Origin of the sequence: Arthrobacter sp. NPDC080031, from assembly GCF_040702485.1 — a bacterium.
In the GTDB taxonomy this organism is placed as follows: Bacteria; Actinomycetota; Actinomycetes; order Actinomycetales; family Micrococcaceae; genus Arthrobacter.
Map to the genome: position 1 here is coordinate 86,072 of NZ_JBFBLA010000020.1, position 12,732 is coordinate 98,803.

Genomic DNA, 12,732 nt, shown 5'->3' on the forward strand with positions numbered 1-12,732 from the left:
GACTGACGCATTGAATAAGGGAGCCACCGGAACGGCACGCGGCATTGCCGCGGCTGTTCCGGTGGCTCTTTTTGCTGCCCTTGCGGGCACCGCACTGCACCGGCAGACGCTCCTCCTGCCCGGCGTCGACCTCTATTGGGGCACCGCAGCGGCATTGCTCCTGCTCGCATCGCTCCAACTTCTGCTGGGTGCGTGGTCGCGGTCTTTGCTCCCGACGGCGGTAGTGGGCATTGTTTGTTATGCCACCATCGGCGTGCTGTCGATGGGTGGAACGGGCAAGCAGCTGATCGTCGCGGATGTGCCCGGAAATGTGTGGGTCTACGGGAGTGCGGGCATTACTTTTGTGATGCTCTTGTGGTGCCGGCGCTACACGCGTCCATCCCGCGGTTAGCTTAGTCGGCGCTCGGATCCCGGTGGTGGGCGATCAAGAGCGAGGTGGCCTCGCCGTCGTCGTCTGCCGGAAGGCGCATGTATTCCTCGACGACCGCCCGCAGCTTGCCCATCATTTCCTGCTGCCGTGCGGCGTTGAACTTCACGCCAAGCCGCCAGACGTCGATGTCCTCTGGTGCGAGCCCGCGGGTTTCCTGGACGAATGTTTCGATCAGGACCGGGGAAATGTCGTTCACGGGAGTGCTCCACGAGGTGCGCGTTGCGATGTACGGCACCTCCTTGGCACCCCTCTTTCCCTTCCGGCCTTCCTGCGGCACGAGAAAACCGGTGCGCACCAGGGTCCGGACATGGTGCAGGCTCGAGGCCGGATTGATGTCCAACAGCCCCGCAATCTCTTTGTTGGTGCGCGCGTGGTGCAGGCAGAGCCGGAGAATCCTCAGGCGCAGGGGCGAGCTCAAGGCGCGGCCCTTGGCCACCAAGTCGCTGTCCTCCCGCTCGTGTTCCGTCATGGTGGCCAGTGTAGCCATCCCAGAGTGATTGACATATACCAATCACTGCAGGAAACTGGGCGGGTGAATGCCGGGACCACTGACAATGCTCTGCAAGCGGACACAGCCCCGCGCGCTTCCTCGCTGTGGCGGGACCGGAACTTCGTGACCTTCTGGTCGGGCCAGGCCGTCAGCCAACTCGGGGCGCAACTGGGGCAACTGGCGTTTCCCGTCCTCGCAGTGACTCTGCTCGGCGCCAGTGAGTTCGAAGTCGGGGCACTCAATGCCGCCGGCCTTGCGGCCTTCCTGCTGATCGGTTTGCCCGCGGGAGCCTGGGTGGACCGCTGGCTCAAGCGTCGCACCATGATTGTGGCGGACCTGGTCCGGACCGCGGCGATGGCGACTGTGCCAATCCTCTGGTGGGCCGGCATCCTGCAGATCTGGCACCTGTACGCCGTGGCCGCCGTCGTCGGGGCCGCAACGGTCTTTTTCGACGTTTCCTATCAGAGCTATGTTCCTGTTCTCGTGGATGCGGCCAAAGTGCCGGAGGCCAACTCGAACCTGGAAGCCACCTCACAAATCGCGCGGATCGGGGGTCCTGCCGCAGGCGGTGGGTTGCTGACTATTGTGTCCGCGCCGGTGCTGTTCGTCGGGGAGTCGATCGGATATCTGCTGTCGGCCATTTTCCTGCTCAGGACGCGAGATGCGGAACGGCCCGCACCGGCGAAAGATCGGCAGCCACTGGCAAGCGAAATCAAGGAAGGCCTGGTCTTTGTGGTCAGGCACCCGTTGATCAGCAGGATTGTGGCGTGCACGGGCGGGGTCAACTTCTTCACCACGATCGCGTTCACCTTGATGCCGGTTCTGGTCCTTCGTGAGCTGGAACTCGGTCCGGAGGGCATGGGCCTCATCATGGCGGTCGGGGCGGTCGGCGGACTGATCGGAGCTGTTGCCGCGCCCCGGCTCGCGGCCTGGATCGGCGAGGGGACCGTCATTCCCGTGGCGTCGATGATCAGTTCGGCTTTCCTGCTCCTGGTTCCGCTGTGCGTGCTTGCCCCCGAGCGATGGATGTTCCTGGTGATGCTCATCGTCTCCGAGTTCGGGTTCGCTTTCGGAGTCCTGGTGTACAACATCATGCAGTTGAGCATGAGGCAGCGGGTATGTCCTCCCCGGCTTCTTGGGCGCATGAATGCCTCCATTCGCTTCGTGGTGTGGGGAGTCATGCCGATCGCAGCCCTTGCCTCAGGCCTCCTGGCCGAGAACCTTGGCCTCGTCCCGACACTCTGGATCGGCTTGGGCGGAAGCGTTGTTTTTGTTGCGCCTGTGCTGTTCTCCCCGCTTTGGGGAATGCGCAGGCTGCCGGACGGGGTGCACGGCGCCTGACCCTCCTTCGGACATGCCCCTCCTTCGCCCGCAGCACTGGACATAATGGCAACATGCGCATTCCTTGGTCCCAATGCGGCGCATGCTCTGCGGTGATGAAGGCGCATGTCCAATGCTTGACCGCGGGAGCGGACAGGATGTTTTCCACATAGTGAATGTTGGCGCTTCCGCACCTACCGCTTCGACCGGAACGATGGGGCGCATGGTGAACATCATTGACGTCATTTCAGCGTACGACGGCGTGGCGCGGGCTAAGCATCTCGCTGCGGCCGGGGTGTCGCATTTCCAGCTGAAATCCGCATTGGCGAGCGGTCGGATTCTCCGCGTGGCGCGAGGGGTCTACGCGGTGCCGGGTGCCGATCCGGGCTTGCTCGCCATTAGGTCCCTTCCCGCGGAACCGGCCTGCATTTCAGCGGCCGGGCTGTCCGGGTTGTGGGTCATGGATGCCCCTCAATTTCCCCACGTGGCAGTCCCTCACAGCCGAAAGTACGAGGGTTTTGTCTGCCATAGATCCGCGGCCCCGCCCGCGCTAATGGATTCAGTCGTCCAGGCCCTGCGTTGCCTGCCGGATCTGGACGGCCTGGTCATTGTCGAATCGGCCGTGGCTCTTGGCAGGTTGCCGCTCACGGCTATCAGGATGAGGCTGAGTGGGCGGAACGATGCACGGGAGCGGAGGCTCGTGTCACGGATCGTTCCCCAGTCACAGTCGATCATCGAGTGCATCGCCAGGTACCACCTGCGCGAAGCGGGTTTCCACGTCGAGTCTCAAGTGAACATCCCGGGCATGGGGCATCTGGACCTGATGGTGGACGGAAGATTGGGGATTGAAACCGACGGAGCAGGTTTCCACATGGACAAGCCGAGCTTCGAGGAGGACCGCCGGCGGTGGAATGTCACCACCAGGTTGGGCGTCCCCACCTTGGTTGTGAGCTATTCGATGGTGAAACACCGGCCTCGGGAATTTGTGGCGATGGTCCGGGACGCGCTGAGGTCTCTCGACCGGGCCGCGTGACCTCCGTATAGGCCAACATTCAGCCGTCTTCAAAGGGACATGCCCATCGCTGCTCATCAGGAACGGACATGTCCCTTGCCCCGGCTCGCGCTGCCACGGGACATGCTCTGCCCCGAGAGCCAAGAATGGGCATATTGGCGCTATGTCCAGTGGTTCGGGCAGGCAGGGGGCATGTCCAGTGGTTCGGGCAGGCAGGGGGCATGTCCAGTGGGTGGGTGGGGTGCGGGCAGGGGGTGGAGCGCGGGATTACTCGCTGGCTGAGCGCGTACCCCGGCGTGGCGGCGGAGGGGGGACCTCCTTTGCCGCCACTACAAGGGCCAGCGGGATCTCGACGTCGGACTGGCGGGTACGGATGGTGCACGCACCCTCGGTGACGGAGAGCAGGTAGCCGAGGGCGTCCGTGAAGCCGCTGTCCAGCCTGTATCGGACAACTACCCGTGTTCCGGATACGGTATTGAGCAGGAAATCCTGGGGCCGGGTCAGATTCACCAGTTCATAGTAAGACGCCCGGCTAGGTTGCTGGGTTCCGGCTGGGGGATAATAGGCTCAGAATTCGATGTACCGGCCACAGGGCCGGTGGTACTACCCGGAATAGTCCGGGACAACTGTGGAGAGGCAAGGGACGTGACCTACGTAATCGCGCAGCCGTGTGTGGACGTCAAGGACAAGGCGTGTATTGAAGAATGCCCTGTTGACTGCATCTACGAAGGCGAACGTTCCCTCTATATCCACCCGGATGAGTGCGTAGACTGTGGAGCTTGCGAACCCGTGTGCCCGGTGGAAGCGATCTACTACGAGGACGACACCCCGGAGGAATGGGCCGACTACTACAAGGCCAACGTCGAGTTCTTCGATGACCTTGGTTCCCCTGGCGGAGCTGCCAAGATCGGCAACACCGGCAAGGACCACCCCTTCATCGCCGCGCTGCCTCCACAGAACCAAGACCACTAAGAACGGTTGCTTCCTTTGATTTCTGCGGCACCCGCTTTCGGCCTCAACCTGCCCGACTACCCTTGGGAAGCGATGGCGCCGTACGTGGCCAAGGCTTCGGAACACCCGCGCGGGGCAGTCAATCTCTCGATCGGCACCCCTGTGGATCCCACTCCGCAGCTCGTCCGCGAGGCACTTGCGGGGGCAGCTGACGCCCATGGTTACCCAACGGTTCACGGCACGGAGGCGCTTCGCGAGGCCGTGTCCCACTGGTTTGCCAGCCGTCGCGGGGTCCCTGGGATCGATCCGCGGGACGTCCTGCCGACCATCGGCTCCAAGGAACTGGTGGCCTGGCTGCCGTTCCTGCTGGGACTGAGCGCAGGCGATGTCGTGGTCCGCCCCACTGTGGCTTACCCGACCTATGACATCGGCGCCATGCTCGCAGGGGCTACTGCGATCGCCGCGGATAGCCTGGACGAACTGGACCCGGCCACCCGCTCCAGGGTCCGGCTCATCTGGATTAATTCCCCGGGCAATCCCACGGGCAATGTCCGCGACGTCGAATCCCTCAGGCAGATCGTGGCCCAGGCACGCGAGATCGGCGCTGTCGTGGCGTCGGACGAATGCTATGCCGAGCTCGGCTGGGGCGAATGGGATGCCCAGCGTGGCGGCGAGGCAGTGCCGAGTGTCCTTGACCCACGCGTCACCGGAGGGTCCACGGACGGTCTGTTGTGCGTCTACTCCCTCAGCAAGCAGTCGAACCTGGCCGGCTACCGTGCCGCTTTCGTGGCCGGCGACTCGTCGATCGTGGCGAATCTGGTCAACAGCCGCAAGCACGCCGGCATGATCGTGCCGTACCCGGTCCAGGAAGCGATGCGCATCGCGCTCGGCGATGCCGGCCACGTGCTCGCCCAAAAGGATCTCTACCGCGGTCGCCGCGAACGCCTCCTTCCGGCGCTGCAGAACTTCGGCCTGGAGATCCACGAGTCCAAGGCCGGCCTGTACTTGTGGTCCACCGCAGGGGAGGCGACGTGGGACACAGTTCAGCGATTCGCTGACCTGGGGATCGTCGTCGGGCCCGGAGTGTTCTATGGGGACGCCGGCAACGGTTTCATCCGGGTGGCGCTGACGGGCACGGATGAACGCATCGATGCGGCCGTCGAACGATTGAACACCGCTCGGTAACAATGCTGTGACTTGCCGCACACGGCGCGTCATTCCGCCGGTAATCGTAGCTTGTGGATTAGTTTGTCCCGCCTACTGGCGGTAGCTTTTAACTGACTATCAATGGTGGCTTTCTCCACGAAGGCAGTCCGGCCGATGGCGCCTGCACCTGCAGGCCCCCGGTTGGAGTCACCAGATGTTGGTTGGATCAAGCTTTCGACCGAGGCCCAGAGCCTCATGAAGGGGACTCCATGACTGAGACCACCAGCGCTACCCTGCGCCATGCCGGCGGAGAGCTCGAGCTCCCGCGGATCAAGGTTGTAGAAGGGAACGAAGGATACGACGTTTCCAAGCTGCTGAAGCAGACGGGCGCCGTCGCCTATGACCCCGGCTTCATGAACACCGCCGCCACCACGTCGGCAATCACCTACATCGATGGCGACGCCGGCATCCTGCGGTACCGCGGCTACCCGATCGAGCAGCTTGCCCAGCACTCAAGCTTCCTGGAAGTTTCGTACCTGCTGATCTACGGCAACCTTCCCACTCCCACGGAGCTGGAGGAGTTCGACCAGAAGATCCGCCGCCACACCCTGCTGCACGAAGAACTCAAGGGCTTCTTCGGCGGATTCCCGCGGGACGCGCACCCGATGCCGGTGCTTTCCTCGGCTGTCTCCGCGCTGTCCACGTTCTACCAGGACTCCTTGGACCCGTTCAACCCTGAGCACGTGGAAGTTTCCACTATCCGCCTCATGGCGAAGCTTCCGGTCATCGCGGCCTACGCCCACAAGAAGTCCATCGGCCAGCCCATGCTGTACCCGGACAACTCCATGAACCTGGTGGAGAACTTCCTGCGCTTGAGCTTCGGCCTACCGGCGGAGCAGTACGAGCTGGACCCCGTCGTCGTCAAGGCGCTGGACCTCCTGCTCATCCTGCACGCCGACCACGAGCAGAACTGCTCGACGTCGACCGTCCGCCTTGTGGGCTCCTCGAACGCGAACCTGTTCGCATCCGTTTCCGCGGGCATCAACGCCCTCTTCGGTCCGGCCCACGGCGGGGCCAACGAAGCGGTGCTGAAGATGCTGCGCCAGATCCAGGCCGACGGCATCAAGCCCGAGGAATACATGGAGAAGGTCAAGAACAAGGAGGACGGCGTCCGCCTCATGGGCTTCGGGCACCGGGTCTACAAGAACTACGACCCCCGCGCGAAGATCATCAAGGCGACGGCGCACGAGATTCTCGGCAAGCTCGGCGGCAACGACGAACTCCTGGACATCGCGATGCGCCTCGAAGAGAAGGCCCTGGCCGATGACTACTTCATCCAGCGCAAGCTCTACCCGAACGTCGACTTCTACACCGGCCTGATCTACAAGGCCATGGGCTTCCCCGAGAAGATGTTCACCGTGCTGTTCGCGATCGGCCGGCTCCCCGGCTGGATCGCCCAGTGGCGCGAAATGATCAACGATCCCCAGACGAAGATCGGCCGTCCGCGGCAGCTTTACACAGGAGAGCCGGAGCGCGACTACCCGGCGGTCTAGTCCCCACCGGCTCCCAGGCCTCGCAAGCTCGGCCCGGGTCCCTCGCCGGTGTGGGCCCAGCCAACGCGGGGTCACTTACGGTCCGTCCCAAGGGACATTATGGGCCGTAAGTGACCCCGCGTTGCTTTAAGAGCTGTAGCCGAGGGGGTTGTTCTTCTGCCAGCGCCAGTGGTCTTCGCACATTTGGTCCACGGTTTTCGTGGTGGACCAGCTCAGATCCGCCAGGGCTGAGGAGGCATCGGCCCAGAACGCGGGCAGGTCTCCGGCCCGGCGTCCAGTGATCTCGTACGGAAGCGTGTGGCCCACGGCCTTCTCGAAGGCGTGGAGCATCTCCAGCACGGACGTGCCCTTCCCGGAGCCAAGGTTCCAGCGGTGCACGCCGGGGCGTTCTGCAACGTAGTCCAGTGCGGCGACGTGGCCATCGGCGAGGTCGACGACGTGGATGTAGTCCCGCAGGCAGGTGCCGTCCGGGGTGTCGTAGTCTCCGCCGAAGACCATGAGCTTTTCGCGGCGGCCGACGGCAACCTGGGCGATGTACGGAACCAGGTTGTTCGGGATGCCCTGCGGGTCCTCGCCGATCCTGCCCGAGGGGTGTGCGCCCACCGGGTTGAAGTAGCGCAACAAGGCGACGTGCCAGCGCTCGTCCGCGGCCCCGAGGTCCGTGAGGATGTCCTCGATCTGCTCCTTGGTGCGGCCGTAGGGGTTGTTTGCCCCGATCTCCATCTTCTCGACGTAGGGGATGGGGTTGTGCTCGCCGTACACCGTTGCCGAGGAACTGAACACGATCGAGCGGACCCCGTGCTTGTCCATGGCGCGCAGCAGGTTCAACGTGCCCACGATGTTGTTGTAGTAGTAATTCAGCGGTTCCTGCACGGATTCGCCGACCGCCTTGAGCCCGGCGAAGTGGATGACGGCGTCGATGCTGTGCTCGTCGAACACCGCCTCAAGGGCGGCCTCGTCCACCAGATCCACCTTATGGAACGCCGCTGTCTTTCCCGCCAGTTCACCGACACGGCGCAGGGATTCTTCGCTTGAGTTCACGAGATTGTCCACCACGACTACTTCGTGTCCGGTTTCCAACAGGGACAGAACGGTGTGCGATCCGATGTAGCCGGTGCCACCCGTGACAAGAATTCTCATGCAAGCAACGCTAGCTGAACTTGGCGCGGCTCGCTCAGTGTTGCGTAGGCCACACTCCCGTGGTTCCCGTGCGCCGGACGGCACGGTTCAAGCACGTTCGTGCTAAGAAGATTTGTGCCCAAGATTGTTGATGCCGAAGCCCGGCGCCTGGAAGTAGTCGAAGCCGTCTTCAGGATCATCGCCACGGATGGCCTTGAGCGTGCATCCTTGCGGGAGGTGGCCGACGAAGCGGGGCTCGCCGTTGGCTCCGTCCGGCACTACTTTGCCAGCAGCGATGAACTGCTGGTCCATTCCTTTGGCGTGGTTGTCGACAGGATTGCCGGGCGGCTTGAGGATGCGTTCGCCGTCGTCGACTCCTTGGAGCCGGGCTCGACGGAACACGACGCGGCGGTGTTAACCCTGCTGGGTCAATTCCTTCCGCTCGACGAGGAACTGGCCGTCGACGCCTGCGTGTGGATGGCGTTCCGGCACGCTGCCCGCATCCGGCCTGTACTCGAAAAAGAAGCCGCTCGCAGCCACCGAGCCGTGGCCGCCGTCGTCGGCCGCTTGGTAATGCGGCTGATGCCCGACGGCGGATCCGTCCAGGAGCATCTGGTGACCGAGGCCGAGCGACTCCTGGCCACCCTCGACGGACTGTGCATGCACGCGCTGCTGCAGCCTGAGTGGATGACAGCCGAGGTCTGCCGCGACGTTCTGACCGCTCATCTGGACACCCTTGTTGCACCCCCCTCAACCGTTAACGTCAAGGCTCATCGGGAATAGACTGGAACTCTGAGCGGGCACCTGCCAAGGGAGGCAATCGGATGCATGACACAGGCGGTCAGGGGTGGCGGATCACAATGGACACCTCCGGACCGATGCTCATTGCCTTGTATCTGAGAGACGTTGCTGGATTGGACGGAGCTGGTACGCCGACGTTATCCCACGCCACACCCAAAGTCAGACACGCGGACCACACACACCTCACCGCCGAGGTCGGCGGGGTACCGGCCCTCAAGACGGAATGGGAAGCCTGGTGGGAGCAGCTGCTGAGGGCATATCCGGATGCCGCTCCGGAGCTTTCACCCCCGGGATTCAACGCCTTCGGCAACTCGCCTGCCCTGCGGCGGGTACTGCAGGCCCACTTCGGGGCCGCGCTCACGTGGGCCCGTGAACGCCTTGAAGATTACGAAAAGCTCGAAGCGGAACGCGTGGCCAGCGGTGCCATGTTGCTTCTTGGCGACATGGTCGAGGACCGCTTGCTGGAAGTCGGACGGAGCTCCCGGGACTTCGAGCTGACGATCATCGAGCTACCGCTCAGCGAGCCAAGGGCCTGGTACTTGGAGCCGGACAAGATGATCATGAGCCATCAGTTGTTGTCCCAGCCGGAGATATTCCGCAGCTACGTTCAGCCGGTGGTTGAACTACTGGTCTGACGCCCGAGGACCTCGGTCTGACGCCCGAGGCCTGACGGCCCCGGTCTCGGGCCCCTAGGCTTTACGTCTTCGGAGCCGAAACCGTGATGGTCACGGTTCCCGCTGCCGCAGCTGAATCCTGCCAGCCCTTGTGGTCCTGCCGGTTCCAGGTGGCGCCGGCCACGTCAACCTGCGTCACCGAAAGGTCCTTGGCATTAGCCACAGCCCATTGGGCCACCGCCCACGCCTGGGGGCCGCTAATGTTCAGCTGGACCGTGCGGCCCTGTGCCGCGGCCGGCAGGGAGCCGAACGCCGTCGTCATGGCCGCCACAACGGCGCTCGGGTCACCGGCAGTGTCCGCGGCGCGGAGCGTGCAGTCGAGGGCCCTTTCGGAATGTCCCGTCAGTGCCGACGCGTACGCCCGGCCAATCGCTTCCTGCTGCGCGTAGGCCTGGGGGTACGCCGAATGCTGGACCGCTTGCGCCGCATCAGTGATCGCCATGGTTTCGTAGCCCGGCACTTTCACCAAGTGGTCATAGAAGGCATTTGTCGCGTAGACAGGGTCCATGACCTCGGCCTCCGTGCCCCACCCCTGGGAAGGGCGCTGCTGGAACAGTCCCTTCGAATCGGGGCCCACCTCGTCACCGTGGCCGATGTTTCGAAGCTTGGATTCCTGCATGGCGGTGGCCACAGCGATCGTGGCCGCGCGCGCGGGCAGCCCGCGCTGCACCGCAATGGCGGTGATGAGGGCTGCATTGGCGGCTTGGTCGGTCGCCAGCTCGTATGAGTCCGAGCCGACGACGGCGACGCAGCGCTCCGTAACCAAGGTTTCGGAGCGCTGCAGCACAGTCACCACGGCGAAGATGGCACCAGCCACCAAGGCAAGAGCCAGCAACAAGATGATGGTGCGTCGGAGACGGCGCATCCAGGTATCAGCTAGTTGGCGTGAAGGGCTTCGTTGAGTTCCACCGTCTGGCCCTTGCGGGGGAGGACCTCGACTTCACCAGTGGTGGAGTTGCGGCGGAACAGTAGGTTCGGCACGCCGGAGAGCTCAACAGCCTTGATGATGCTGCTGGTGTCCTCGCCGTTGTCGTCCTTCGGGCCCGGGATGCGCACGCGGGTTCCAGCCGTGACATAGAGGCCCGCTTCAACCACGGAGTCGTCGCCGATGCTAATGCCGACGCCCGAGTTGGCGCCCAGGAGCACGCGCTCACCCAGGGCGATCTTTTCCTTGCCGCCGCCGGAGAGGGTGCCCATGATGGATGCGCCGCCACCGACGTCCGTGCCGTCACCGGCAACAACGCCTGCCGAGATGCGGCCTTCCACCATGGACGTGCCGAGTGTGCCGGCGTTGAAGTTCACGAAGCCCTCGTGCATGACGGTGGTGCCTTCTGAGAGGTAGGCGCCCAGGCGGACCCGGTCGGCGTCGGCGATCCTGACGCCGGTGGGAATGACGTAGTCCACCATGCGGGGGAACTTGTCCACGCCGTAGACCGTCACGGTGCCGCGCTTGCGCAGGCGGGCACGGGTCACTTCGAATCCGTCCACTGCGGCCGGACCGAAGTTCGTCCACACAACGTTGGGGAGCTTGCCGAAGATGCCGTCCAGGTTGATGCTGTTGGGCTTGACCAAGCGGTGCGAAAGCAAGTGGAGGCGCAGGTAGGCGTCAACGGTGTCCGCGGGGGCCTCGTCGAGGTTGATCTGGGCGAAGACCACCTTCTGTTCGGTCCGGCGGTCGGCGTCGTGGCTTTCGGCCGCGAGTGCGGTCAGGGTGTCGTCGGCGTGCTCCACGTCCCGCAGGGATCCGGCCGCTTCGCCCAGTGCCGGCGCCGGAAACCATACGTCCAGCACTGTCGCTTCTCCGGCGTCGGAGGTGACGATGGTGGCCAGGCCAAAGCCATAGGCGGAGCGATCGTTGTCAGAAGCGCTATCGAGAGCGGCAGAGGCAGCGGTTTCAGTCATGGCGCAAGTCTATCGAGAGCCGCTGCTTCCCTCGAAACCGTGTGTGGACCGGAGGGGTCGCAATTCGCTCGGGATACAGTGGAGAAGTGACTGTTGAAACTACCCCGATCCTTCTTGACATCAGGCAAGACGTTGCGCTGCTGACCGCCGCGCTGATGGACATCAACAGCGTGTCCGGCAACGAAGCCGCACTTGCAGACGCCGTTGAATCCGCCCTCCGCACGATCCCGGGCCTGCAGCTTGTGCGCGACGGCGACGCCATCATTGCCCGGACCGAACTGGGACGACCGGAGCGGGTGATCCTGGCCGGCCACCTCGATACCGTGCCGTTGCCCAGTGTGGAAGGTTCACTCGGCACCGTGCCCGCCACGTGGGAGTCCGGCGTCCCCGGGACGGGAAACTTGTATGGACGCGGAGCCACTGACATGAAGGGCGGGGTCGCGGTGCAGCTTGCGCTCGCGGCAACCATGTTCGACGGCGGCGCGGAGCCAGGCAAAGACGTCACCTTCGTCTTCTACGACCATGAGGAAGTTGAAGCGGTCAAGAGCGGCCTCGGCCGGTTGGTCCGGAACCACGGCCATCTCCTGGAGGGGGACTTCGCGATCCTGCTCGAACCCACGGACGGCACGGTGGAAGGCGGTTGCAACGGCACCAGCCGCTTCGAAGCGACCACCGTCGGGGAAGCGGCGCACTCCGCCCGGGCATGGATGGGCAGCAACGCAATCCACGCAGCCGCGCCCATCCTGAGCCGCCTGGCAGCCTATGAACCGCGTACAGTCAACGTGGACGGGCTGGATTACCGGGAAAGCCTGAATGCCGTGAAGATCAACGGCGGCACCGCGGGCAACGTGATCCCGGACCGCTGCGTCGTCGAGATCAACTACCGTTTCGCGCCGGACAAGACTCCGGACCAGGCCGAAGCCCATGTCCGCGAACTGCTGGAGGGCTTCGACGTCGTCCGCACCGATGCTGCCGCTGGAGCCCGGCCCGGCCTCAACCACCCGGCCGCGGCGTCCTTCGTTGCCGCCGTCGGTGCCGAGCCCAAACCCAAATACGGTTGGACCGACGTCGCGCGCTTCAGCGAGCTGGGCGTGCCGGCGGTCAACTTCGGGCCGGGGGATCCGCTTCTGGCGCACAAAGACAACGAACACGTCGACGCGGACGCCATCCGTGAGTGCCTCCGTGCGCTGCGGTCGTGGCTGGCTGACTAGGTATTGAGGCTTCCCTCTACCTTCAATTCGTGGGTGTGGCCCGTGGGCTTGGTTCCGGAACCAAGAGGTCCGCTTTCAGCAGAGGTGTGCCCCGGTCGTTCAGCGTCTCGAAGATCAGCTGTG

The 12,732-nt window shown here is 64.1% G+C and carries 14 protein-coding genes; 9 read left to right on the forward strand and 5 right to left on the reverse strand.

Annotated features, from left to right (window positions below):
• Positions 1–10 precede the first annotated feature (10 nt).
• Entirely contained in the window at positions 11–391 is a 381-nt protein-coding gene (locus AB0323_RS16940) for a hypothetical protein (RefSeq protein WP_366178349.1), read from the forward strand.
• 1 nt (position 392) lies between these two features.
• Here the strand turns inward: AB0323_RS16940 and AB0323_RS16945 are convergent, their stop codons facing one another.
• On the reverse strand, positions 393–899 hold the full coding sequence (locus tag AB0323_RS16945; protein WP_284980700.1) for a helix-turn-helix domain-containing protein: 507 nt from the start codon (positions 897–899) through the stop codon (positions 393–395).
• Between the two features lie 63 nt (positions 900–962).
• Between AB0323_RS16945 and AB0323_RS16950 the strand changes: the two genes are divergently transcribed.
• Positions 963–2,261: an MFS transporter gene (locus AB0323_RS16950; RefSeq protein WP_366178350.1), complete on the forward strand. Its 1,299-nt coding sequence runs from the start codon at positions 963–965 to the stop codon at positions 2,259–2,261.
• A 202-nt stretch (positions 2,262–2,463) separates the two neighbouring features.
• On the forward strand, positions 2,464–3,273 hold the full coding sequence (locus AB0323_RS16955) for a type IV toxin-antitoxin system AbiEi family antitoxin domain-containing protein (protein WP_366178351.1): 810 nt from the start codon (positions 2,464–2,466) through the stop codon (positions 3,271–3,273).
• 246 nt (positions 3,274–3,519) lie between these two features.
• Here AB0323_RS16955 and AB0323_RS16960 read toward each other — a convergent pair whose 3' ends face one another.
• On the reverse strand, positions 3,520–3,762 hold the full coding sequence (locus tag AB0323_RS16960) for a hypothetical protein (RefSeq protein WP_366178352.1): 243 nt from the start codon (positions 3,760–3,762) through the stop codon (positions 3,520–3,522).
• Positions 3,763–3,897: 135 nt separating this feature from the next.
• On the opposite strand from AB0323_RS16960, the gene fdxA reads away from it, so the two are divergent.
• The 3 genes from fdxA to AB0323_RS16975 all read left to right on the forward strand — a co-directional run bounded on the left by fdxA (position 3,898) and on the right by AB0323_RS16975 (position 6,902).
• Positions 3,898–4,224, forward strand: coding sequence for a ferredoxin (fdxA, locus tag AB0323_RS16965; protein WP_018776555.1), 327 nt, complete (start codon positions 3,898–3,900; stop codon positions 4,222–4,224).
• Between the two features lie 15 nt (positions 4,225–4,239).
• Positions 4,240–5,388, forward strand: coding sequence for a succinyldiaminopimelate transaminase (dapC, locus tag AB0323_RS16970; RefSeq protein ID WP_366178353.1), 1,149 nt, complete (start codon positions 4,240–4,242; stop codon positions 5,386–5,388).
• Positions 5,389–5,618: 230 nt separating this feature from the next.
• On the forward strand, positions 5,619–6,902 hold the full coding sequence (locus tag AB0323_RS16975) for a citrate synthase (protein ID WP_366178354.1): 1,284 nt from the start codon (positions 5,619–5,621) through the stop codon (positions 6,900–6,902).
• Positions 6,903–7,028: 126 nt separating this feature from the next.
• Here AB0323_RS16975 and galE read toward each other — a convergent pair whose 3' ends face one another.
• Positions 7,029–8,042: a UDP-glucose 4-epimerase GalE gene (galE, locus tag AB0323_RS16980; RefSeq protein ID WP_364532969.1), complete on the reverse strand. Its 1,014-nt coding sequence runs from the start codon at positions 8,040–8,042 to the stop codon at positions 7,029–7,031.
• A 114-nt stretch (positions 8,043–8,156) separates the two neighbouring features.
• Here galE and AB0323_RS16985 point away from each other — a divergent pair, with 114 nt between their 5' ends.
• The gene (locus AB0323_RS16985) at positions 8,157–8,804 is read left to right on the forward strand and encodes a TetR family transcriptional regulator C-terminal domain-containing protein (RefSeq protein ID WP_366178355.1); all 648 of its coding nucleotides are present in this window, start codon (positions 8,157–8,159) and stop codon (positions 8,802–8,804) included.
• A gap of 41 nt (positions 8,805–8,845) precedes the next feature.
• Positions 8,846–9,457 carry a hypothetical protein gene (locus tag AB0323_RS16990; protein ID WP_364532973.1) on the forward strand — a complete coding sequence of 204 codons (612 nt, stop codon included), beginning with the start codon at positions 8,846–8,848 and terminating at the stop codon, positions 9,455–9,457.
• A 61-nt stretch (positions 9,458–9,518) separates the two neighbouring features.
• On the opposite strand, the gene AB0323_RS16995 is transcribed toward AB0323_RS16990, so the two are convergent.
• Together AB0323_RS16995 and dapD are read right to left on the reverse strand one after the other, a co-directional pair.
• Positions 9,519–10,361 carry a hypothetical protein gene (locus tag AB0323_RS16995; protein ID WP_366178356.1) on the reverse strand — a complete coding sequence of 281 codons (843 nt, stop codon included), beginning with the start codon at positions 10,359–10,361 and terminating at the stop codon, positions 9,519–9,521.
• Positions 10,362–10,372: 11 nt separating this feature from the next.
• Entirely contained in the window at positions 10,373–11,398 is a 1,026-nt protein-coding gene (dapD, locus tag AB0323_RS17000) for a 2,3,4,5-tetrahydropyridine-2,6-dicarboxylate N-succinyltransferase (RefSeq protein ID WP_366178357.1), read from the reverse strand.
• An 86-nt stretch (positions 11,399–11,484) separates the two neighbouring features.
• On the opposite strand from dapD, the gene dapE reads away from it, so the two are divergent.
• Complete coding sequence (dapE, locus tag AB0323_RS17005) at positions 11,485–12,609, forward strand: succinyl-diaminopimelate desuccinylase (protein ID WP_366178358.1); 1,125 nt, start codon at positions 11,485–11,487, stop codon at positions 12,607–12,609.
• Positions 12,610–12,732: the final 123 nt, after the last annotated feature.

Coding starts and splice junctions, on each gene's coding strand:
- AB0323_RS16945 (WP_284980700.1), bottom strand. CDS start 899: ATGACGGAACACGAGCGGGAGGACAGCGACTTGGTGGCCAAGGGCCGC.
- AB0323_RS16955 (WP_366178351.1), top strand. CDS start 2,464: ATGGTGAACATCATTGACGTCATTTCAGCGTACGACGGCGTGGCGCGG.
- AB0323_RS16975 (WP_366178354.1), top strand. CDS start 5,619: ATGACTGAGACCACCAGCGCTACCCTGCGCCATGCCGGCGGAGAGCTC.
- galE (WP_364532969.1), bottom strand. CDS start 8,042: ATGAGAATTCTTGTCACGGGTGGCACCGGCTACATCGGATCGCACACC.
- AB0323_RS16990 (WP_364532973.1), top strand. CDS start 8,846: ATGCATGACACAGGCGGTCAGGGGTGGCGGATCACAATGGACACCTCC.
- AB0323_RS16995 (WP_366178356.1), bottom strand. CDS start 10,361: ATGCGCCGTCTCCGACGCACCATCATCTTGTTGCTGGCTCTTGCCTTG.
- dapD (WP_366178357.1), bottom strand. CDS start 11,398: ATGACTGAAACCGCTGCCTCTGCCGCTCTCGATAGCGCTTCTGACAAC.